Origin of the sequence: Proteiniphilum sp. X52 (assembly GCF_003712195.1) — a bacterium.
Classification (GTDB): domain Bacteria; phylum Bacteroidota; class Bacteroidia; order Bacteroidales; family Dysgonomonadaceae; genus Proteiniphilum.
The window spans coordinates 22,067-45,497 of record NZ_RDSD01000020.1 but is presented as its reverse complement, the minus strand read 5'-3'; the positions used below and the strand labels follow the sequence as shown (position 1 = coordinate 45,497).

At 49.3% G+C, this 23,431-nt stretch carries 14 protein-coding genes; 11 read left to right on the top strand and 3 right to left on the bottom strand.

Annotated elements, in window-relative coordinates; genetic code table 11:
* Positions 1-18: 18 nt before the first annotated feature.
* The 11 genes from D7D25_RS13910 (at position 19) to D7D25_RS13860 (ending at position 18,360) form a co-directional block, all read left to right on the top strand.
* Positions 19-924, top strand: a complete 906-nt coding sequence (locus D7D25_RS13910; RefSeq protein ID WP_122969546.1) for a FecR family protein — start codon at positions 19-21, stop codon at positions 922-924.
* A gap of 256 nt (positions 925-1,180) precedes the next feature.
* Positions 1,181-4,525, top strand: coding sequence for a TonB-dependent receptor (locus tag D7D25_RS13905; RefSeq protein ID WP_158602626.1), 3,345 nt, complete (start codon positions 1,181-1,183; stop codon positions 4,523-4,525).
* A 30-nt stretch (positions 4,526-4,555) separates the two neighbouring features.
* Positions 4,556-6,478: a RagB/SusD family nutrient uptake outer membrane protein gene (locus D7D25_RS13900; RefSeq protein ID WP_122969544.1), complete on the top strand. Its 1,923-nt coding sequence runs from the start codon at positions 4,556-4,558 to the stop codon at positions 6,476-6,478.
* 17 nt (positions 6,479-6,495) lie between these two features.
* Positions 6,496-6,765: a twin-arginine translocation signal domain-containing protein gene (locus D7D25_RS13895; protein WP_122969543.1), complete on the top strand. Its 270-nt coding sequence runs from the start codon at positions 6,496-6,498 to the stop codon at positions 6,763-6,765.
* Positions 6,766-6,775: 10 nt separating this feature from the next.
* Entirely contained in the window at positions 6,776-7,123 is a 348-nt protein-coding gene (locus D7D25_RS18170; protein WP_185140265.1) for a hypothetical protein, read from the top strand.
* Between the two features lie 368 nt (positions 7,124-7,491).
* Positions 7,492-9,483 (top strand): glycoside hydrolase family 97 protein, encoded by a 1,992-nt coding sequence (locus tag D7D25_RS13885; protein ID WP_122969576.1) that lies wholly within the window; start codon positions 7,492-7,494, stop codon positions 9,481-9,483.
* Positions 9,484-9,778: 295 nt separating this feature from the next.
* Entirely contained in the window at positions 9,779-13,009 is a 3,231-nt protein-coding gene (locus D7D25_RS13880; RefSeq protein ID WP_122969542.1) for a glycoside hydrolase family 2 TIM barrel-domain containing protein, read from the top strand.
* A gap of 63 nt (positions 13,010-13,072) precedes the next feature.
* A complete protein-coding gene (locus D7D25_RS13875; protein ID WP_185140264.1) occupies positions 13,073-15,190 on the top strand; it encodes a prolyl oligopeptidase family protein in 2,118 nt (705 codons plus the stop codon).
* 272 nt (positions 15,191-15,462) lie between these two features.
* Positions 15,463-16,029 (top strand): alkyl hydroperoxide reductase subunit C, encoded by a 567-nt coding sequence (gene ahpC / locus D7D25_RS13870; protein WP_122969574.1) that lies wholly within the window; start codon positions 15,463-15,465, stop codon positions 16,027-16,029.
* 73 nt (positions 16,030-16,102) lie between these two features.
* Positions 16,103-17,653, top strand: coding sequence for an alkyl hydroperoxide reductase subunit F (gene ahpF, locus D7D25_RS13865; protein ID WP_122969541.1), 1,551 nt, complete (start codon positions 16,103-16,105; stop codon positions 17,651-17,653).
* A 233-nt stretch (positions 17,654-17,886) separates the two neighbouring features.
* Positions 17,887-18,360 (top strand): Dps family protein, encoded by a 474-nt coding sequence (locus tag D7D25_RS13860; RefSeq protein ID WP_122969540.1) that lies wholly within the window; start codon positions 17,887-17,889, stop codon positions 18,358-18,360.
* Positions 18,361-18,550: 190 nt separating this feature from the next.
* Here D7D25_RS13860 and D7D25_RS13855 read toward each other — a convergent pair whose 3' ends face one another.
* The 3 genes from D7D25_RS13855 to D7D25_RS13845 all read right to left on the bottom strand — a co-directional run bounded on the left by D7D25_RS13855 (position 18,551) and on the right by D7D25_RS13845 (position 23,396).
* On the bottom strand, positions 18,551-19,261 hold the full coding sequence (locus D7D25_RS13855; protein ID WP_122969539.1) for a LytTR family DNA-binding domain-containing protein: 711 nt from the start codon (positions 19,259-19,261) through the stop codon (positions 18,551-18,553).
* 4 nt (positions 19,262-19,265) lie between these two features.
* Complete coding sequence (locus D7D25_RS13850) at positions 19,266-20,303, bottom strand: sensor histidine kinase (protein ID WP_255417317.1); 1,038 nt, start codon at positions 20,301-20,303, stop codon at positions 19,266-19,268.
* A 234-nt stretch (positions 20,304-20,537) separates the two neighbouring features.
* Positions 20,538-23,396, bottom strand: a complete 2,859-nt coding sequence (locus D7D25_RS13845) for an outer membrane beta-barrel protein (protein WP_255417316.1) — start codon at positions 23,394-23,396, stop codon at positions 20,538-20,540.
* Positions 23,397-23,431 lie beyond the last annotated feature (35 nt).

The window sequence follows — 23,431 nt, the reverse complement described above, 5'->3', positions numbered from 1 at the left end:
AATATAAAAAGGGTAAAAATGGCCGATTTCAACAAGGAGATATGCGACTTATCCGAAAATCTCGTGAGACAAAAGGAAATTGACACCGCGAAAGCCTGGTCGAGGCTATCCCGGAAGATCGCTTTCGACCTTTTCCGGGTAAAGGCGTGGAACACTGCGCGGACAGCCGCGGCCATCCTGCTCCCTGCCTTTTTACTGCATCAATATGTGGTAGGGCCGATGCTGAAAAAAAGCGAGCCGCAGGAGATGATCACCATCACCTCCGCGCCGGGAATGGTGACAAAAGCCGTGCTGCCGGACGGGAGTGAGGTGTGGCTGAACGCCCTGAGCTCGCTTACCTACCCGCGACGTTTCACGGAAAAGGAACGCGCGGTGCGACTCTCCGGAGAAGCTTATTTCAAGGTGGTTTCCGACAAGAAACACCGTTTCAATGTGGAAACCCGGAAAATGACCGTCAGCGCTTGTGGGACGGAATTTAACGTGAATGCGTACGAAAGTGAGACGAGCCACGAGGTTACTTTGGCACGCGGACAGGTAGAGGTCTCTTCTCAAACCGGCTCAAAAGCCACGGAAGCATTGGCGGTGAACGAAAAGGCGGTCCTCCGGCTGGAAACCGGCCATATTCATGTGGTGACGGCGGATCCCTATGTGGAAACAGCCTGGAAAGACGGAAAGATGGTGTTCCGCCGGGAAAAACTCGACAAGATTGTCACCAGGCTTTCCCGCAAATTCGGGGTGGATATACGCCTGGAGGGCGACAAGCTTAAGGAATACGAATACACGGCCACGTTTACCGACGAAACGCTCGAAGATATCCTCGACCTGTTGAAGCGGTCGGCACCCATCACCTATTCCATTTCCAAACAAAGGCAATTGAACAATGAAACATTCACCCGCAAGGAAGTCATCATAAAATCACGTTAAACCGCACTGTTTTCAGAAAAATAAGGAGGAGCGCCTATGATAAGATAAATGCCGATTGAAACACAAAAACGGGAGAGCTTGACAGCCTCCCCCGCCCATGACTTGCATTGCCGTCGCGGAAAATCTCACCTCACCGCCCGGCAACCGGTTACTAACCCATAAATGAATTTAATAACAATGTAAAAGTATGAATAATAAATCAATCAACCAAAAAGCACGCCTTTTTTATGCTTTGTTAAAAAAAACACCCATTGCTATGAGAATAACGCTTTTACTCCTGTTCGCGCTTGCTTTTCAACTGCAAGCCGGACACATCTATTCTCAGGACGCCAAAATTTCGCTGGACATGAGGAATTCAACCATCGAAAAGGTATTGCAGACCATTGAGGAGAAATCCGATTATTATTTCCTGTACAACAACCGGTTAATCGATGTCGACCGGAAGGTAACCATCCGGGTAAGAAATGCAGCCATTTCCTCAGTATTGGAGCGGCTTTTTAAATCGGAAGATGTCAATTATGAGGTGAAAGGTTCCCAAATCGTCCTTTCTCCCAAGGAGATGCACAGCCAGATAACCGCTGTTGCCGAGGCAAGGCAACAGCAGAAAAAAACCATTGCCGGAACCGTGGTCGATGCCGCCGGCGTACCCATTATCGGGGCCAACATTATTGAAGCGGGAACAACCAACGGAACCGTCACCGATGTGGACGGGAAATTTTCGTTAAGCGTGGAAAATAACGCGACTATCCGTGTTTCCTATATCGGGTACTTGGAGCAGAACATTGGTACGGCCGGACAAAATTCATTCACGATCACCCTGTTGGAGGATGTGCAGACACTACAGGAAGTTGTAGCCATCGGATACGGCACTCAACGCAAAGAAAATCTTGTCGGCGCGGTTTCCGCGGTTTCCGGAGAAGAGATTCAAGCGGTTCATTCCGGCGATGTGACCAACGCCATATCCGGACGCTTGCCGGGGGCAATTGTTATGCAACCTTCGGGAGAACCGGGGCGTAACGAGGCTAAAATCTGGATACGCGGCAGGACAACTCTCGGCGATAACACGGGGCCGCTGGTTGTAATCGATGGAATTCCGGACAGAAGCTTATACGAAATAGACCCGAATGACATTGAAAGTATTTCTCTGTTGAAAGATGCCTCTGCCGCCATTTACGGGTCCCAGGCAGCCAATGGGGTAATCCTGGTGACGACCAAAAGCGGCTCGGAAGGCAATTGGATGAGCTACAGGTTTTATCAGGGATTTAAAACACCTACGGTTCTGCCGAAAGTTGCCAATGCCGGAGAATACGCCCAATATATCAGCGATTATCAGGATTATGAAGGCCTTGCAAGACTTTATTCCGATAAAGATGTCGAATTATATAAAAACGGGAAGGATCCCTGGGAACACCCGCAAACCGATTGGATGAGCGACCTTGTGAGAAAATGGACGACGGAAAGCAACCATCATCTATCCTTAAGCGGTTCACTCAATAAAATGAGGTATTACACATCTCTCGGCTTCAGGAACGACCAGGCAATGTACGCCCAGGAATCTACGAATTACAAGCAATATAACCTCAGATTAAAATTGGACATTCCTGTAACGGATTGGCTGGAAACGTCGGTTTATTACGGAGGATTCATGACCACAAGAAAATACCCTACCACCTCAACTTATCAATTGGTGGGTTGGGCAACAATGGCATTGCCCACACAACCTTCTTTCTGGCCGACCGGGGAACCGGGCCCTGACTTTGAAGGAGGAGTCAACCCGGTGGTAAACACAAGTTTCGACGCAGGCTATGATCAGCAAGACAATTATAAAAACGAGGTAACATTCAGGGGAAGTTTTAAGCCGGAGAAAATAAAAGGCTTCACCCTCAACGGATTCTATACTTTTGACGTGAACAATCAAAATAGAAAACTCTTCAGAAAACCCTGGACTCTATATTACCCCAATTGGGATTCCGCGGTGCGCAATGCCGAGGGATATATTACCAGTATGGAGTTGACACCGAGAAAAAGGGGATTGGAGAATCCTGAACTTACCGAAGCAAATTTCAGGTATTTGAAAAAAATGTACAACATAAGCGCAACCTATGAAAAAGACCTGGGCGATCATGCTTTTTCTATTTTTGGCGCTTTCGAAGAATTAAAAGAAAATATATACGGATTTGATGCGTACAGAAAATACTTTATTTCCGATCTTGTCCAGACGCTTGATGCCGGGGGAGAAAAAGACAAAACCAACTCCGGGCAGATGAGTATTTATGCAAGGCAATCGTGGATTGGAAGGCTAAATTATAACTTCAGGGAAAAATACCTGCTCGAGTTTATCTTGCGTCGAGACGGGTCCTTGAAATTTCCACCCAACAGCAGATGGGGAAATTTTCCTGCGGTTTTGTTTGCCTGGCGGGCTTCCGAAGAAGATTTCTGGAAAAATAACCTTTCCGTAATTGACTATTTCAAACTAAGGACATCATACGGACAAATGGGTATGGATCCGGGAGATCCTTTCCAGTATATCCATAAATACAGCCTGGCTACCGGCATGACCTTCGGTAGCAATAAGGATGTGGTAACAAAGATCTACCAATCGGTCATTGCCAATCCGAAAATAACATGGGAAAAACAAACGACATTCAATGTCGGCTTCGATTCTCAATTCCTGAATCAGATGTTCCACCTCAATACCGAGTTTTTCTATAACAAGCGTTCCGATATTTTGGCGGCGCGCGACGCATCCGTTCCCGCATATACAGGTCTGGCCTTGCCGTTGGAGAATATTGCGGTTGTCGATAACAGAGGGTTTGAAATTGATGCCGGATTCCATAGAAAGATTACGTCCGATCTAAGCTTGGATTTAACCGGAAACGTAAGCTGGAACAAGAATAAAATTGTTTTCATGGATGAACCCGAAAGAGCTGTCCCCTGGCAACGATTAACAGGACATCCATACGGGGCACAACTGGTTTACAAAGCCATAGGCATATTTAAAACACAAGCGGAAATAGATGCTTATCCCCATTGGAGTGGGGCAAAACCGGGAGATGTTATTTTTGAAGACGTAAGTAAAGACGGAAAAATAGATGCCGATGACCGAATTCTCTTGGACAAAACCGATGCTCCGCAACTTTTTTATGGAATGATTCTGGACCTGACCTATAAAAATTGGACGCTTTCTTTACAAGGACAAGGACAAGGCACATATTACAAAAGCCCGATTGAAGGCAACAGAGGAATCGGGCAAAACGTTTACAAATGGATGGCAACAGATTATTGGACTCCGCAAAACAGTAATTCAAACAAGGCCCGCCCGTTTCATCGATCCGACCAATACTGGTCCTATATCAGCAATGCAAACACATACTGGTATGACAATATGGCTTATTTCCGCTTGAAAAATGTGGTTGTAGGTTATAATTTACCGAAAGAACTAACAAGTAAAGCCGGATTGGCAAATGTGAACATTTTCGCCTCGGGTTACAATTTATTTCTGATTTACTCCAAGCAAAGAAATTACGATCCGGAAGTTGGTAATCCCCAATATTATCCCGCAATGAGAACAGTATCACTGGGGGTAAAGGTTAATTTTTAATATAAATAACCCTGTAATCACACAAACAATATGAAAAAATATATAAACATTCAATACTGCTTCATCGCATTTCTACTCTCCTTTATGCTTTCCTCCTGTGAAAACGCATTGGATCAAAATCCCGTAGATTCGTTCAGTGAAGAATGGATCTTTCAGGAGATAAACCTTGCGGAAGCATTCCTGTTTCAATGCTATGATGTGATGGGCGGAGACAGGGAAGAAGTTTTAGGAATGCGCGAAGATTTATTGTCATCTGCCACGGATGAACTTCTTAATATTCATAGGGCCGGACAAGTCACTTTTACAAAAGGGAATCTTACTCCCGATTATTTGGGGCACTTTGGCAATTGGCGATATGGATGGATCCTGTGGGACTTTAATTATTCCAACATTAAAAACGTTAACACGCTTTTGGGCGAAATCGACGAAGTTCCCACACAATCAAAAGCCGATGAGGATAAAATTGCACAGATTAAAGCGGAAGCTTATTTTATAAGGGCTTTTAATTATACAAACCTGCTTCGGTCATACGGAGGCGTGGTGCTTATCGATAAAAAGTTTAATTTGAACGATGATTTTTTATCCCGGGAAAGAGCTTCATTGGAAGAAACGTTGAATTTTATTTTAACCGACTTGGACAAAGCGATTGCCGGATTACCCGACAAAAAGGAGATCGATCAGGGCAGAGCTACTAAAGGTGCCGCTGCCGCGCTAAAATCAAGACTTTTAAGTTTTGTTTCAGGAGAATTGATGAATGGCGGATATGAATCTTCGAACGATTTGGTTTCCTTTCAAGACAATAACAGAAGGCAACGACTTGCGGACGCGAAAAATGCGGCCAAAGACATTATTGACGGAAAATTCGGACATTATGCCCTTTCAGGCGCCACCCACGAACCTCCTGCAAGTATGACGGATGAGGAACTGATGGCTTACGCCGAAAATTACAGCAATGTTTTTCTACAAAAAGGAGCCTGGGATGACGAAGTTATTTTCGGAACACAATACCTGAACAGACAGGGCAACAGGGTTCGCAACAATCTCTACTGGGGCCCCAACGGATACAATTGTTGGGGAAATAACGAACCCATAGAACATATTGTCAGACAATTTGAAATGAAAGATGGAACCCCTTTCCAATGGGACAAGTACAACCCGGGACAAACAAGCATCCGGGAATTTACAAAGACGCAATTGAATGCAAATCCGGAACTAAACCCTTATGTTGGCAGGGAACCTCGTTTCTACGCAAATATTCTTTTCGATGGAGCTCCCTGGCGCGATAGATCATCCACGAACAACAAGATTCAAATAGCCTCGCAAGTGGATGCTCCCGGAGCAACTATCATGGGTGCGAAAAGCGTGGCCGAAAAAATGCAAGCCATTGCAACGCTTGAACCGGTCATCACGGGAGGAAGCGATTCCAGACAAGCCGCCAACCAGGCATGGAACGGAACAAAAACAGGATATTACCTGAGAAAAATGCTGGACATTAGCATTGACGGAGAGATAGATAACAATGAAAATACTTGGCTGGAAATGCGTTTTGCAGAAGTATTGCTGGATTACGCCGAAGCCTGTATCGAATTGGGAGAAATAGAAGAAGGCATTACCACCATCAACAAAATCAGAAACCGTGCCGGACTGCCGGGACGTCCGGTTACCGTTAGTCAGGAGCAGGCAAGAGAATGGTACAGGCACGAAAGATTAATTGAAATGTTTGCCGAAGGAGACAGATGGTACAGTATACGAAAATGGATGATTTGCGATAAAGTAATTGCGGACTTCCATCCCATGTATATTTACCACTTTAATGACGGAGTATCCATGTACATTTATAATACAACAGCCCTGGCAGATACAAGGAAATGGGATAACAAGAATTATTGGCTGCCTGTTTCGAGGACAGAAATAAACAAGGCTCCCCGGTTAAAACAAAATCCGGGTTATTAAATCATAATAAGACAACAATGAACTATTCAAGAAGAAAATTTATCAAGACAGCAGGACTGGCTACTGCCGGAACCCTTATCTCTTCCAGGGTGGCCTTGGGATCCAACTCCATCTGGACGTCCAACAGCAACACGCTGAAAGTGGGACTGATCGGTTGTGGTGGCCGCGGGACAGACCATCACGTTCGACCAGGCGCTGAACTCATCGGAGGTGTTGTTTCCGGAAGATATTTCCCGGGAAACAAAATACGACCTTCCCATTGCGATACCGGGGGTTACGGCATTTAAATAAACCAACATGAACAAAAGAGATTTTATCAAATCGGCAGCGGTGATGGCGGGAGTTTCTGCCATCACCCCGTTTGCAACCGTATCGGGCAAAAATACAGCGCCATCCGCGGCGGCGCAGCGAAAAACCAAGGTGTCGTTAAAAAAGGCGTTGGTCTTCGGGATGATCCCGGACAAGGGTTCACTCACGGACAAGTTCAAGATTGCCCGGAAAAACGTTTGGAACAACTTTATCCTCAGCTCCGTGGAAGCCAGGCGATATGTCGATGAACTCAACCACCCGGAAGTTTCCGGAGGAGATCCGACGCATTTGAAGAAAATCTCCGAACAAATGGACAAGATCATCTCCTTTCTATGAGAGGTAAGTGAAAACCCACCAAGATTCGTTAACGGTCGGACAGAAGGAAAACGAGGCAATTTTCTTCCTGTCCGACTTTTTTATTTTCAAAGAAGAATCAGCTCAATTCCTTGATTTACAGCATTCAAAATCGATCAACCCTTGTTGACTACCCGGCATGCTATTTCCATCCGTGGCGAAGAAATACCGGAACACAAACACCCATGGATTGCATTTTTTATGTCGCCAAGTTTTTGTAAATTTGGGCGGTAAATCGTGCCGAAAAACAGGATTCATCGCGATATTTAAGTGTTTTTGCAACATTTGTGAAGGTTTGAAAAGTTTAATTCCTATTTTTGCATTATCAAACAAACATAAAGAAAGGTAACATGAAAAGAACAATTCCACCGATCCTCATGCTTCTGCTCCTATGCGGAGCGATAAACGCGCAGAAAAAATACGGCATCTCCTCGCCCGACGGAAGACTTACCGCTGAGGTGACCGTGGGTAAACAGCTTGCCTGGAGCCTGTCGCATGACGGAGAGCGGTTGATCGAACCCTCGCCGGTATCGCTTACCATGGCCGGCGGCGAGCAACTGGGCCCCGACGCCCGTGTCCGGCATGCCCAACAGCGGAGCGCCGACGAAATCATCCCCTCCCCCTTCTGGATATCTTCAGCAGTCCGTAACCCGTACAATGAGCTGCTAATCACTTTCCGCGGCGACTGGGGCATCACCTTCCGCTTGTATGACGACGGACTGGCCTACCGCTTCCACACCTCCCGCAAGGGAACACTCACCATCAACGCGGAGGAGGCGAACTTCCGTTTTACGGGCGACCGGACTGCCTGGGTGCCCTATGTAAAGGGAGGACTGGGAGGCGACCAGCTGCAGAGCTCCTTCGAGAACACTTACGAGCATACGCCCCTCTCGCGGATCGACCGTGAGCGGCTCGTCTTTTTGCCGCTGCTGGCCGACGCCGCCGAAGGCAAACGGCTCCTCATCACCGAGGCCGACCTGGAGTCTTACCCCGGCATGTACCTCACGCCCGACAGTCAGACACCCCACACCCTCAGGGGGATTTTCGCGCGGGTCCCGGCCGCCGTGGAGCAGGGCGGGCACAACATGCTGCAGATGCGTGTCACCGCAAGAGAGGAGTACATCGCAAAAACAGAAGGGAGCCGCAGCTTCCCCTGGCGCGTCTGCGTGGTGGCCGATAACGACGCGTCGCTGGCAGCCAGTGACATGGTCTACCGCCTGGCATCGCCCTCACGGCTGGCCGACACCTCCTGGATCAAGCCCGGCAAGGTAGCCTGGGAGTGGTGGAACGACTGGAACATCCACGGTGTCGACTTCAAGGCCGGCATCAACAACGATACCTACAAGTACTACATCGACTTCGCCTCGGAGCACGGCATCGAATATGTGATCCTCGACGAGGGATGGGCCGTCAACCTGAAAGCCGACCTGATGCAGGTGGTCCCGCAGATCGATATCCCGGAACTGGTCGGTTACGGCCGTGATCGAGGCGTGGGCATCATCCTCTGGGCCGGTTACCACGCCTTCGACCGCGACATGGAAGAGGTGTGCCGCCATTACGCCGCCATGGGCGTGAAGGGATTCAAGGTCGACTTCATGGATCGTGACGACCAGAAGTTGGTCGACTTCATTTACCGCGCCGCGGAAACTGCCTCCCGGCACAAGCTGTTGCTCGATTTTCACGGCATGTACAAGCCCACCGGGCTGAGCCGGACTTGGCCCAACGTCCTCAACTTCGAGGGGGTCCACGGCCTGGAGCAACTCAAATGGTCGCCCGAGAGCGTCGACATGGTCACCTACGACGTCACCGTCCCCTTTATCCGCATGGCAGCCGGGCCAATGGATTACACCCAGGGAGCGATGCGCAACGCCGCACGCGGATGCTACCGTCCGATCTATTCGGAACCAATGAGCCAGGGCACACGGTGCCGGCAGCTGGCCCTCTACGTGGTGTTCAACTCGCCCCTCAACATGCTGTGCGACAGTCCCACCGAGTATATGCGTGAGACCGAGTCTCTCCAATTCATCGCCTCCATCCCCACCGTGTGGGATGAGACCGTGCCCCTCAGCGGCAGGGTTGGCGAGCACCTGGCGCTGGCCCGCCGCAGCGGCGGCGACTGGTACATCGGAGGCATCACAGGCTGGGAAAGCCGCGACATGGAGGTCGACCTCTCTTTCCTTCCCGCGGGGCGGTACGAGATGACCCTCTTCCGGGACGGAGCCAACGCACACCGCAAAGGTGGCGACTACAGGAAAGAGACACGCCATATCGCATCCGGTGAGACCGTCCACCTGCACCTCGCTCCCGGAGGCGGATTCGCCGCCAAACTGCGAAAAATATGAACCAAGAAACTGAAAATCCAAATCCATCAAAAAATGTCTAAAAAACAATGGATGAAAAAATTCAAAACAGCTTCTAAAAAACATTTTATAATGAAACCGACAGGTTTACAATAATCATTGCACACCCGAAGGGAATGAATATTTCCGTTAAGCTAAATGAGCAAAGTCCAAACAAGTTTGTCCTTTGCCATAGCGAGGAATTGAAAATCGAGGCGCGGAGGCGACTCAAATATCTAACTTTAGTGAATATTTTGCACATCAAAGGTTCCATATACCGAAATTAAAAAAAATCATAATGAAAAAATTATTGATCCTCTTCTTCGTTTCTCTTGCCGCCGGCATGCTATCTGCCCAGGAGCAGTCGGACCGTTATGCGGAGATCACCAACCCGAAACTGTTGCACATCAACCGCGAAGAGCCGCGGTCAACATTCTCCTCATTCACCGATATGAAGGAAGCCCTTGCCGCCGGTCACACCTCCAAAGGAAGCGACGCGGTCCTGCTGAACGGGAGTTGGAAGTTCCATTACACCGACCGGTTCAGCCAACGCCCCAAAGAAGGCTTCCAGAAGGCCGATTTTGACGACAGCGGGTGGAACGATATCCGGGTGCCGGGCAACTGGGAGGTACAGGGATTCGGTGTTCCCATCTACGTGAATACCTCCTACGAATTCACCTCGCCGGGACACGCCCCCTACTGGGACAGGCCCAATCCCCCACTCGTCCCGGAAGAATTCAACCCCACGGGAACCTACCGGAAAAGGTTCACCCTTCCCGACAACTGGCGGGACAAGGAGATCATCCTCGTCGCCGACGCGACCAGGGGGGCAGCCTACTACTACCTCAACGGGGAGTTCGTCGGCATGAACAAGGAGGGCAAGCTGCCCGCCCGGTTCGACGTGACCGGTCAGGCGAAAGCGGGAGAAAACGTGCTGGCGGTACAGATTCACCGCTGGAGCAGCGGCTCCTACCTGGAGTGTCAGGACTTCTGGCGGCTCTCGGGGTTTGACCGCGATGTCTACCTCTATGCCCGACCCAAAACGCACCTGGCCGATATCTTCGCTCATCCGGGCCTCGACGCCGGCTACACCGACGGGCTGTTCGCGCTCGACATCGCCGTAGCCTCCCCGCGGGGGAGCACCCAGGCGTTCACCGTCACCTACGCCCTGTCGGACGAGTCCGGCAAAAAAGTGGCCGGCGGATCCCGCGCGGAAAAGAGTTCCGGAAAAGCATCCGTCCGCTTTGAAGAGAGGATCCCCGGCGTGAAAAAGTGGAGCGCCGAAACACCATACCTCTATACGCTCGCCGTCGAGCTGATGGACGAAAAGGGGAACACCCTCGAAGCGACAGCCCTGAAAGTGGGTTTCCGCACAGCGGAAATCAAAAACCGCCAGTTCCTGGTAAACGGACAGCCGGTGCTGCTGAAAGGGGTGAACCTGCACGAACACAACGAACATACCGGCCATCACGTCACCGAAGAGCTGATGCGCAAAGATTTCGAACTGTTCCGCAAATACAACGTCAATGCCGTGCGTACCAGCCACTACCCGCAGCCGGAACTCTTCTACAGGCTGGCCGACGAATACGGGATCTACGTGGTCGACGAGGCCAACATTGAAAGCCACGGGATGGGATACGACCTGCGGAAAGGGGGCACCCTGGGAAACAACCCGCTCTTTCTGGAAGATCACCTGAGCCGCACCACCGGCATGGTGGAACGCGACAAGAACCACCCCTGCGTCATCACCTGGTCACTGGGCAACGAGGCGGGCAACGGATACAATTTCTACGAGACCTATCGCTGGATCAAGAGCCGCGACACCTCCCGTCCCGTGCAGTACGAACGGGCTGTAATGGAGTGGAACAGCGATATCTTCGCACCGATGTACTCCGATCCCGATGAGATCGAGCGCTACGCCAACGATCCGGCCGCCGACCGCCCCCTTATCCTCTGTGAGTACGCTCATGCCATGGGCAACAGCCTGGGCAACTTCACCGAATACTGGGACATCATCCGGAAGTACCCGCTGCTGCAGGGAGGCTTTATCTGGGATTGGGTAGACCAGGGACTGGTGAAGAACGATGAGAAAGGGAACCGTTTCTGGGCCTACGGGGGCGACTACGGGCCCACAGGCACACCCAGCTCGGGCGACTTCTGCATCAACGGGGTGGTCTTCCCCGACCGGAGCGTGAAACCGCACACCGAAGAGATGCGCAAGGTGTACCAGCATGTCTGGTTCCGCAACTTCAATCCGGCTGACGGGTCGGTGGAGCTCTTCAACGAGCACTTCTTCTCCGATCTGAGTAATTACCGGATTACATACAGCATCAAGGCCGGAGGAAAGGAACTGGCCCGGGGAAGCTTGCAGGCAGAAGCGGCTCCGCAGGAAACCGTGAAGGTGACGGTGCCCGGCTGGGCCCGTTACGCCCGACGCAAAGAGCAGCTGACCGTCAACTTTACGGTCACGCAGCAGAAGGAGGAACGGCTGATTCCGGCCGGCTGGGTGGTGGCCCGCGACCAGTTTGTGATCAACGATTACCCGGCTCCGGCAAGCGGGAAGCTGAAAGCGGCCGGAACGGAAGAGACGGAAACCTCGGTGATCGTCAGCGGCCGCGGTTTCAAGGCGGTCTTCGACAAGCAGACCGGGCTGCTCACCTCCTACCGGGTGGACGGCACCGAATACATCGAAAACGGCGCGGGACCCCGTCCCTTCTTCTGGCGGGCTCCCATCGACAACGATTACGGCGCACGGCTTCCGGAAAGGCTCTCCGCATGGAGAGAGGCCAGCTACCGGGAACCCCGGGCGGAAGACCTGAAGATCACCCGCGGCGAGACGACCACCCTCACCTGCCGCTACAGCTACCCCGAAACCGGCGCCACTAACGAAGTGACCTATACCCTCCATGACAACGGCACCCTCCATATCTCCAACCGGTTCGATGCCACCAACCCGGATACCGGAATGATACCCCGCGTCGGCATGCGGATGCGGCTCACGGGAGAGCTGGTGCAGGCCGATTATTACGGCAGGGGTCCCTGGGAGAACTACGCCGACCGGAAAAGCTCCGCCTTCCTCGACCGTTACTCATCACACGTGAGCGAGATGGTGACCCGCTACGTGTTGCCCCAGGAAAACGGACATCATACCGATACCCGCTGGCTGGCGCTCACCCGCGAATCGGGCAGCGGCCTCCTCTTCGTGGCGGACGACCGGTTCGAGTTCAACGTGTCCAACTACCTGCTGGAGACCATTGCCAACGGAGAATCGCTCCACAACGACGCCCCTGTGGGCGCCGCGCCCCGGAACAAGCACATAAGCGACTACCGCCCGTCGGATGAGGTGGACCTCTTTATCGACCACCGCATGCAGGGTGTGGGAGGGAACAACAGCTGGGGCAAGCTGCCGCTGGAAGAGTACCTGATCCGTCCGGGTGAAGCCACGGTCACTTACGGCTTCACACTGATCCCCATCAGGAGCAGGAAAGAGATTGAGCGCCATATTTCCAGCTCTTCAACCGGAAATTAACTACCTTTGCATTTAACTACAAAAGAAATATGAAACGCGCATGATAATAAATATTTTAGTCGTATGAAAAAAATCCTTATCCTTATGTGTATGGTATCTGCCTTGGTATCGTGTAAGCAAGAAAGCAAACAAGTGGTAGAGGTTACTTATCCTGAAACCAGGAAAGTGGATACGGTGGATACCTATTTCGGCACGGAAATCAAAGACCCGTACCGTTGGCTGGAAGATGACCGTTCAGACGAAACGGCAGCCTGGGTTAAAGCGCAAAACGAGGTGACGTTTGGTTATCTGGAAAAAATTCCTTTCCGGAATCAAATTAAAAACAAACTGGAAGATTTGTGGAACTACGAGAAAATCGGCGCTCCGTTTACCGAAGGGGATTACACTTTTTATCTCAAAAACGACGGATTACAGAATCAGTACGTTTTGTACAAAAGAGATAAAGACGGAAATGAAGAGATCTTCCTTGATCCGAATAATTTCTCAGAGGACGGAACTACTTCGTTGGCGGGACTGGAATTTTCCAAAGACAGCAAAACAGTGGCGTATGCCATTTCGGAAGGGGGGAGTGACTGGCGAAAAGTCATCATTATGGATGTGACTTCCAAAGCAATTCTGGAAGATACGCTTACTGATATTAAATTCAGCGGACTTTCGTGGAAAGGAAACGAGGGATTCTATTATTCGAGCTATGATAAGCCGACAGGAAGTGAACTCTCCGCAATGACAGACCAGCACAAATTGTATTACCATACATTGGGAACGCCGCAATCGGAAGACAAAATAGTTTTCGGACTTGGCCAAAAAAGACGTTATATCGGCGGGCATGTAACACAAGATGATAAATATCTGATTATCACAGCGGCTAATTCCACTTACGGAAATGAATTGTATATTCAAGATTTGACAAATCCAAACAGTAAGATTGTCACTCTTGTAAATAATTTCGACAACGATCATTATGTCATTGAAAATGACGGGGACAAATTGTTCATTGTGACCGATAAAGACGCCCCTAACCGCAAGATCGTGATAGCTGATGCCAAAAACCCTTCCGCTCCCTGGGTCGATTTTATTCCTGAAACTGAAAATGTACTTTCTCCCTCCACCGGATCGGGGTATTTCTTTGCCCACTATATGAAAGATGCGATTTCGCAGGTAAAGCAATATGATTACCATGGGAATTTAGTTCGTGAGGTTGAGCTTCCGGGAGTGGGATCAGTAGGAGGATTCGGAGGTAAAAAAGAAGATACGACACTTTATTTCACGTTCACCAATTATATCACGGCAGGAACGATATACTCGTACGAACCGAAAGAAGGAAAAACAGCAGTGTACGAAAAATCAAAAGCGAAATTCAATTCCGATGATTACGAGTCAAAACAGGTATTCTATACTTCAAAAGACGGAACAAAAATTCCTATGATTATCTCGCACAAAAAAGGAATTCAACTCAACGGAAAAAATCCGACCATTCTTTATGGTTACGGAGGATTCAACGTGAGTCTTACTCCGGGCTTTTCAATTGCCAACGCGGTTTGGATGGAAAACGGGGGGATTTATGCCGTGCCGAACCTGAGAGGAGGGGGAGAATATGGTAAACAATGGCACCTGGCGGGAACTCAAACGCGAAAGCAAAATGTATTTGATGATTTCATCGCCGCGGGAGAATTCCTGATTGAGAATGGTTATACTTCACCGGATTATCTGGCGATCAGAGGAGGTTCTAACGGGGGCCTTTTGGTCGGCGCTTGCATGACACAACGTCCTGACTTGTTCAAAGTAGCGCTTCCCGCGGTGGGGGTTTTGGATATGCTGCGTTACCACACATTCACGGCAGGAGCAGGTTGGGCTTATGATTACGGAACGGCCGGGCAAAGCAAGGAAATGTTTGAGTATTTATTGGGATATTCCCCTGTGCACAACATAAAGCCGGGAGTGGAATATCCCGCCACGCTGATTACCACGGCCGACCACGACGACAGGGTCGTACCCGCACACAGCTTCAAGTTTGCGGCCGGGTTACAGGAAAACCAACACGGGACAAATCCCGTGCTTATCCGGGTTGACGTGAATGCGGGACACGGAGCCGGAAAACCACTTTCCAAGACTATAGAAGAAAATGCGGATATTCAGTCATTCACTTTGTTTAACATGGGAGTACGACCATTAGGGAGCTAATATCCCTTTGTGACAAATCATTGACAAAAACAGGTGAAAAGCCCCTACCCTGACCAAAAACTCAGGTCAATCACTCATAAATATTATCAATTAAAAAAACTTTTCAATAAATAAAATCTTTACCTATCTTTGTGCCACGAATAAGGAAGAACCGCTTCCGGGTTCTTCAATGAACGATAAAGAAGGTGTCTTTTCAGGTTCTTCCGGGATTATTTACAAAACATCAAATGTTGCACAATGCTGAAACATTCAATTATAAAACAGAAAAAATTATGAGTTCAATTATCAATTCACAACTGACAGAGTTTAAAGTGGAAGCCTACCACGAAGGTGAGTTCAAAACAGTAACCCACAACGACGTATTGGGTAAATGGGCTATTTTCTTCTTTTATCCCGCGGATTTCACATTCGTATGCCCCACAGAGTTGGTGGACGTGGCTGAAAAGTATGAAGAGCTGCAGAGAATAGGTGTGGAAGTTTACTCGGTAAGCACCGACAAACACTTCACCCACAAAGCATGGCACGATGCTTCTGAAAGCATTCGTAAAATCAAATATCCGATGCTGGCCGATCCGACCGGACTCCTCTCCCGCGCCTTCGGCGTGATGGTAGAAGAAGAAGGTGTTGCCTACAGAGGCACATTCGTGATAGATCCGTCGGGAAAGATCAAAATTGCTGAAATTCACGACAACGGTATCGGACGTAATGCGGAAGAACTGGTACGCAAAGTGAAAGCCGCCCAGTTTGTGGCCACCCACGACGGTGAGGTTTGCCCTGCAAAATGGGAGGAAGGCCAAGAAACTTTGAAACCCAGCATCGACCTGGTAGGGAAAATTTAATATACAATCACTACTGACGGGTAACCTGCGGTGAATTGTTTTCCACGGGTTGCCCGTATTTTATTCACACATTATGTTAGATACATCTTTGATAGAGCAACTACGGGGTATCTTCTCGGAACTCGGTAATGATTACCTATTCGATGTTTCGGTAAGGGAAAATCATCCAAACCGCGTACAACTACTCGAACTGCTCAACGACGTGGTATCGGTTTCGGATCGTTTGTCATTGAAAGAAAATCCTGGTGACGGGCTCCTATTCGACATACTGAAGAACGGCGCGAAGACAGGCGTCAGATTCCGCGCGGTGCCGACCGGCCATGAGTTCACCTCACTGTTGCTGGCTGTCCTGAATGCGGACGGGAGAGGTAAAAACCTGCCCGATGAATTCGTGACAAAAAGAGTGAGGTCACTGAAGGGGGATATCCGTCTGACGACTTACATGTCGCTCACTTGCACCAATTGCCCGGATGTGGTACAGGCATTGAACGCCATGGCGGTGATAAACCCACGTATCACCCACGAAGCGGTGGATGGCGCTATCTATAAGGAGGAGGCCGATGCCCTGGATCTGCAGGGAGTGCCGGCGGTTTTTGCTGATGGCGAACTGCTGCATGTCGGCCGGGCTAATTTCGGCGAACTGCTGTCCAAACTGGAAGCGCATTACGGTGTGGAGACGTCCGAAACTGAAGAACAGACCGTCCGTGACTATGACGTGATTGTGGTAGGCGGAGGACCCGCCGGTGTCGCGGCGGCCATCTACAGTGCCCGGAAAGGGTTGAATGTGGCTGTGGTCGCCGAACGTGTGGGAGGCCAGGTCAATGAGACGGGAGGGATAGAGAATCTGATCTCGGTTCCCAATACAACCGGTGGCAAATTGGCAGATGATCTCAAGAACCATATGGGCGAATATCCCATCGATATTTTCGAACATCGTTCAGTCGAGAATGTAAAAATGGAAAATACACGGAAGATCGTCTTGACCCAGGCTGGCGAGATATTTACCGCCCCCGCGTTGATCATTGCTACGGGAGCAAGCTGGCGCAAGCTGAACGTGCCGGGTGAAACCGAGTTCATCGGAAGGGGGGTGGCTTTTTGCCCGCATTGCGACGGTCCGTTCTATAAAGGCAAGCGTGTGGCAGTGATAGGGGGAGGCAACTCCGGCATAGAGGCGGCCATCGACTTGGCGGGGATCTGTTCCCACGTCACCGTTTTCGAGTTCCTGGAAGAGCTGAAGGCCGACAAAGTGTTACAGGAGAAGGTGAAAAGCCTTTCGAATGTGGAGATCTTCCTCCACTCGCAAACGACCGAAGTGATCAATAACGGAGAAAAAGTCGTCGGGTTGAAGGTGAAAGACCGCAAGACTGAAGAAGAACGGGTTATCGACCTAGACGGGGTATTTGTACAGATCGGTCTGGCCCCCAACAGCGCAGCGTTTAAAGATGTGGTGAGGACCAACCGTTTCGGAGAGATAGAGATCGACGAACGGGCACGCACGGACGTCCCCGGGATCTACGCCGCCGGAGACGTAACCACGGTTCCCTACAAACAGATCATCATCTCGATGGGTGAAGGTGCCAAGGCGGCCCTGACGGCGTTCGACGATCGGATTCGTGGAATATGACCCGACGGTTGTTGCCTCGTCAGACTTCGTTTAGACGGCCAAGGCCGGCATTGGGAGATTCCCGAGAGTATAATAATGAGAAAAATTGGCAAATAGCGCACTATTTTGTAAATTTGCCACAGTTATAACAACTATTTCGTTAAGCAATGCCAGCGGAAGACAAGTTTACTTGGATCATGCCGTTGCGGGAAATAGTCTGAGTTTAATGAACAACCAGATTTAAACAATAAATTATGAAGACATTAGATTATTTAGGATTAGATCCTCAGAGCACAGGAAAGACAGTGGATGGCTTACAGAAATTACTGGCCAGCCTGCAAGTTTACTACACCAACCTTCGTGGATACCACTGGAACGTGAAAGGCATTGAATTTTTCGCCGCACACGAAAAATACGAAGAGTATTACGATGACACGGCTGAAAAGGTGGATGAAGTGGCAGAACGCATCCTGATGTTGAGCGGCGTGCCGGCTCATAACTTCAGTGAATACCTGAAAGTGTCCCTCATCAAAGAAACCGGTGTGGTATCCAACTCAAAGGAGGTCGCAAAAGAGATCCTCGACTCGCTAAAAGTGTTGATCGCTTTGGAGCGCGAAGTATTGGAAACTGCTTCGGAAGGAAATGATGAAGGTACCGTGGCGTTGATGAGCGACTATATCTCGGAACAGGAAAAAACTGTCTGGATGCTCGCCGCATATCTTTCATAGGGAATTTCTGAATGGATCAACATGCTGAAAACAAGGGATTTGCATATAGACATGTGAAGTGTCGGTTGAACATCCCGATCAGCGTTAAGGATCAAAATAAAAGAGAGCGAATCACTTGTGGGTTTGCTCTCTTTTTATGCCATTCATCAATTTTTATCGGTCTGTCGAATAGCCGATGACCTATAAAAACCTACTGTCCTATTATCGACATAAATTGTTTGCGATAGGTGTCGCCCATCGGTATCTGTTTTTCTCCGATGATAATACGCCTTTTATTGATACTTGAAATCTTGTTCCTGTGGATGATATAAGAGCGGTGGACACGCATAAAGCGGTCTGAGGGAAGGTCCTCCTCCAACGCTTTGAGGCTTATCAGCGACAAAATCGGCTTTGGCTGGTTTTCCGTATATATTTTCACATAATCCTTCAATCCCTCGATATAGAGGATATCGTCAAACAGGACATGCAGGAGTTTGTAATCTGATTTCACAAAGATGCCCGAGTTCTCCTGTACCGTTTCGGCAGCCGGCTTCTTACCGGTCATTTCGAACCAGTTCAGCGCCTTTTTGGCAGCAGTAAGGAAATCGGCGAAAGAAAAAGGCTTGAGAAGATAATCGAGCGCGCTTACCTTATATCCTTCCAGGGCATACTCACTAAAAGCGGTAGTGAAAATGATCCTGGTATGGTCACCGATAAGGCGGGCCAACTCCATCCCATTCACTTCCGGCATCTGAATATCAAGGAAGAGCAGGTCCACCTTCCTATCCGCCAGATGCTTCATGGCCGATAACGCATTACTGTATTTGCCCGTCAGTCTCAGGAAAGAGGTTTTCCGCACATACGACTCCAGAAGCGATAGCGCCAATGGCTCATCATCCACGATCCAACAATTGAGTATCATCCGACTATTTTTTTGTATCGATCAAAAGCATGGTTGCATATACATCGCCTTCAATGGAGGTCTTCCATTGATAATTGCCGGGATAAAGCAGCTCCAATTTCTTCTTCACCAGTTCCAGGCCGATACCGCTTCCGCTCTTATCCGATCCCGATTTCGGGAAGTAACTGTTCCGGGAGATGAACTCCACTTTTCCGTCGGGATGTTCCCTGAGCGAGATATCGATAAACGAAGGTTTTTCGCCGCTGACACCATGCTTGAACGCATTTTCAATCAAAGATATGAAAATTAAGGGAGAAATAAGCGTATTTCCCGACTCGGAATAAGAGAAATCAGTCGTCAGTTTCACATTGTCGGGCAATCGTATCCGCATCAACTCAATGTAGTTGCGCATGAATGTGGCTTCCTGGCGAAGGGGGACAAAGGTCTGGTTGTTTTCGTAAAGCAGGTGGCGCAGCATCTTACCCAGGTCCATCACCGCCTGTTGTGCCCTGGGGGGATCGAATTCTATCAGCGCGTAGATATTGTTCAGTGTATTCAGCAGGAAATGGGGGTTTGTCTGGTTCTTGAGGTTTTGCAACTCCGCATCCAACTTTGCTTTTTCCAATTCTTTCCGCTCGTTGTCCACTTCAAACCAACGAACGGTCATCTTCAACGCCACACTCAATCCGGCCATCAAAAACAACCAAGTAGCGTTTCTTACCAGCCACAGGAGCTGCATATTGTTATTCCGGCCTCTACCTCCACCCCATTTCATACGCCTTCTGGGTCTTAGTTCGGGCATAAGGTTTTCAATCAGGTCCCGTCCGTAATGCATCAGGAAGGCCATGGAAATAATAAGCAGCAGGTTGTAGAGGATGAACTGTTTGGTCTTCCCTTTATACAAGAGCTTATCGATCAGCAGGAAATAGTTGAGGTAAAATACCAGCATGAATCCCAGCAACTCAGGGAGCGACCGCATGAAGGCCTGCCAGTTAAATATACGTTCGGAATCCATAAAAAAGTAGGGGAGAATGAAAATCACCCCCCACAGCAATATGTGCATAAGCACATTGTTCCATGCCCCTCTTTTTTGTTTTGACTTTGACAGTGCATCCATTATCCTGCAATTAACCAACAGCCGTTCAGGCTCATTAGACTCTCCTTGGTGGTTTTCAATTCTCGGCAGAAGCAAAATTATCCTTTGCCCTTTTAATTCAACGAAAGTTATCCTTTGCCCCTTAAATTCAACAAGAAACACCCTTGCCCACTTGATCTCAACGAAAAAGTTCAAATCCCATTAGATAGGGCCACCCGGCCCACCTGGCCCGCCGTGACCCGGGCCTCTTCCCGGGCCTCCAAAGCCTCTTCTCTGAGGCATCATCTCTTCTTGTGTGACACCGCCTTTAAATAGATTGAACCTATATACGAAATGCACCATGAAATAACTGGTAAGTGTATTGGTGGTCGTGTCTTGTATATAGTTGGATGTCACACTTCTGTGGATATTGCTGCGTTGTTGCAGGATATCATATATTTTAAAACGGATGGTGCCGTTCTTTTGTTTAAATAAGGTCTTCTGTAAGGAAGCGTTCCACAGCCATTCGTTTTGCTCAAAACCGTCGGCATAACCTGAGTTGGTGGAGTAATTGATATCGCTTTCCAATGTCAGATTCCATGGCAGGTAAATCGCCGTGGTGGCGCTTCCGCCATAGTTCAGATATTGCTGGTCGATCTTTCCTTCCAGACTGTTGGTAACATTGTTGAAATTGACATTACCGCGGATAGAGAAGTCGAACCGGTCAGAACGGTAGTTCAATCCAAGTGCTTCCATCAATGATATCTGTCTGTTGGTATTCTGGTCTTCGGGGGTGAACTCTTTTGGCGCATCCTCTCCGGAAATCGATTTAGAGTATCCGTATGCCTGGTTATACCTTGCGAATGACATCGAGAAGATGGAGAACTTGATATTTTTCAACGGCACATTGAAGATCACGCGCGCATCGGTATTCCAGTTTCCCGACACGTTACGGTAAGTGGCTTCCTTACGTCCCGTGGTCACATCGGTGATAGTTGCCGCGACTATATCATTCGTCATGTATGCTCCATTCAGGTAAGCCGACAAGGAGCTGGCTTTTTCCGGATTCGCGCGTTGGTAACGCACATTGAACCGGTGTTGGAAGGATGGTTTGAGATCGGGATTACCATAGCGGATATTCAGCGGATCGGAAACATCCATCACAGGTGAAAGCTGTGTTACCGATGGTTGCTCGGTGCGTCCCCAGTACTGCAGACGGAGATTGTGCGTACGGCTCCAGCGGTAATTGAGCTGCGCCATGGGAGCAAAATTGAGCACATCCTGTTTGGTGTCGTGTATCAAGTCTGTCCCGATAAATGTTTTACTGCGGGAGCTGGATGGTTCCATTGATACACCGAGCATATAGTCGTAATTCTCTCTTACCGACCTGAAATTCAACTCAATCTCCTGATTCAAGAAATTATTTTCGAGCCGTTTGCTGTAGGTTGAGTCGAGCACGGTGTATTCTCCGAACTCATCCCGGGTGCGGGTATCCTTATCTGATTCCGACACATTCTGGCCGTACTCGTATGCCAACTGCAGGAAGTTATTTCTGCCTATCGGTTCCACATAAGAGAGGTAGACGCGCCAGGAGGTGTTGTGGCTTGTGTTCGTGAATCGCTGGTCGATGAGGTCATCGGGACGGGTTCCATTATAAAAGGTACCTGAGACGCTGCTGCCTCTATTTTCCGATTCGCCCCTATTGGCACGTAACTGGGCGCTCAGTACCCGCCCCTGTTTTCCTAACTTGCGGCTCACATCGAGGTTCCCGCCGTAACTTTTCCCATCTCCTTCCGAGAAATACTTCGAATCGCCATGGTTAATGGTGTCACCTGAGAGTTCGTTGCGCGTATGGAAATTCCCCGTTTCATCACGGTCGTTGCCATACAATGAGACAGTTGGCCGGAAGATAATGGTAGTGGCATCATCCGGATTCCACTCCATCCTTAGGTCCATATTAAAATTCCGGCTTCTGTTGTTCGACCGGTTGCTTTCATTTTCCAGAGTATTTCCCGCGCTCAGGATATTCTGGGTGAACACATCCGACCGCACATCGGTATCGGTAGCTCCGAACCGCACATTACCTCCGATCTTGAATCTGGAGGAAAGTTGGGTGCTGAAATTACCTCCCATATTCAATGAGGTGGATATACCGTCTCTTGCCCCGAACATCCTGCCTCTGCCTCCCCGGCCTCCCATACTGCCGAACATGGCTCCCGCCAGGTCGGAGAACCCGGCATTATTGGTATTGTTGATACCTCCGAGAAAGGTATACTGATTTTTATCCTTCATGTAATTGACCATGCCATTGGCTTCATAGCGGTCTTTGCTTCCATATCCCGCGAAGGCGTTACCGAACAGACCCTCCTTCATGCCGGGACGCACCAGCAGGTTGATCACATTCTCTTCTTCGCCGTCGTCGAAGCCGGTCATCTGTGCCATTTCGGTTTTTCTCTCCAGTACCTGGAGCTTTTCCACCATTTTGGCCGGAAGGTTTTTGGAAGCCACTTTGGGATCGTCGCTGAAGAACTCCTCACCATCGACCAGTATTTTGGTGATTTGCTTTCCGTTTACGGTGATCTTCCCTTCGTTGTCAATCTCCACGCCGGGCATCTTCTTCAGCAGGTCTTCCACGACCGCGCCTTCGGTCACTTTATAAGAATCGGCATTATATTCCAACGTGTCGCCTTTGACAGTAATTTCAGGCGCTTTAGCGGTGACTATGGTTTCCGAAAGCAGGACATTGTTGTCTTGGAGTTCTATATCTCCCAGCTGCACCCGGGGGTTGGAAGAAGTAACCTGCACATTCTTGAATATGTCGTTGTACCCGATATAAGAAACATGTACGATATATGCCCCGTTTCTCACCGGTATGGAGAATATTCCTTTCTCATTGGAAGCCTTCCCTGTGACAAAACTGCTGTCGGCTTGCTGGAGCACACGTATATTGGCCATCGGAACCGGTTCTTTCGACTCTTTTCCTATCAACCTGCCCGAGATGGAACTGTTTGTCTGTGCCTGCATCATTAAAGAGAATGCCGGAAGTAAAACAGCTATGGCCAAAACACAAATCTTTTTCATATGATTATTTTCATATTAAAGTTGGACACTCAACA

Bases quoted from the DNA above. Each gene is read 5' to 3' on its own strand.
- D7D25_RS13875 (WP_185140264.1), top strand. From the start codon at position 13,073: ATGAAAAAAATCCTTATCCTTATGTGTATGGTATCTGCCTTGGTATCG.
- D7D25_RS13910 (WP_122969546.1), top strand. From the start codon at position 19: ATGGCCGATTTCAACAAGGAGATATGCGACTTATCCGAAAATCTCGTG.
- D7D25_RS13845 (WP_255417316.1), bottom strand. From the start codon at position 23,396: ATGAAAAAGATTTGTGTTTTGGCCATAGCTGTTTTACTTCCGGCATTC.
- D7D25_RS13850 (WP_255417317.1), bottom strand. From the start codon at position 20,303: ATGCACATATTGCTGTGGGGGGTGATTTTCATTCTCCCCTACTTTTTT.
- D7D25_RS13905 (WP_158602626.1), top strand. From the start codon at position 1,181: ATGAGAATAACGCTTTTACTCCTGTTCGCGCTTGCTTTTCAACTGCAA.
- D7D25_RS13860 (WP_122969540.1), top strand. From the start codon at position 17,887: ATGAAGACATTAGATTATTTAGGATTAGATCCTCAGAGCACAGGAAAG.
- D7D25_RS13855 (WP_122969539.1), bottom strand. From the start codon at position 19,261: ATGATACTCAATTGTTGGATCGTGGATGATGAGCCATTGGCGCTATCG.
- D7D25_RS18170 (WP_185140265.1), top strand. From the start codon at position 6,776: ATGAACAAAAGAGATTTTATCAAATCGGCAGCGGTGATGGCGGGAGTT.
- D7D25_RS13880 (WP_122969542.1), top strand. From the start codon at position 9,779: ATGAAAAAATTATTGATCCTCTTCTTCGTTTCTCTTGCCGCCGGCATG.
- ahpC (WP_122969574.1), top strand. From the start codon at position 15,463: ATGAGTTCAATTATCAATTCACAACTGACAGAGTTTAAAGTGGAAGCC.
- ahpF (WP_122969541.1), top strand. From the start codon at position 16,103: ATGTTAGATACATCTTTGATAGAGCAACTACGGGGTATCTTCTCGGAA.
- D7D25_RS13895 (WP_122969543.1), top strand. From the start codon at position 6,496: ATGAACTATTCAAGAAGAAAATTTATCAAGACAGCAGGACTGGCTACT.
- D7D25_RS13900 (WP_122969544.1), top strand. From the start codon at position 4,556: ATGAAAAAATATATAAACATTCAATACTGCTTCATCGCATTTCTACTC.
- D7D25_RS13885 (WP_122969576.1), top strand. From the start codon at position 7,492: ATGAAAAGAACAATTCCACCGATCCTCATGCTTCTGCTCCTATGCGGA.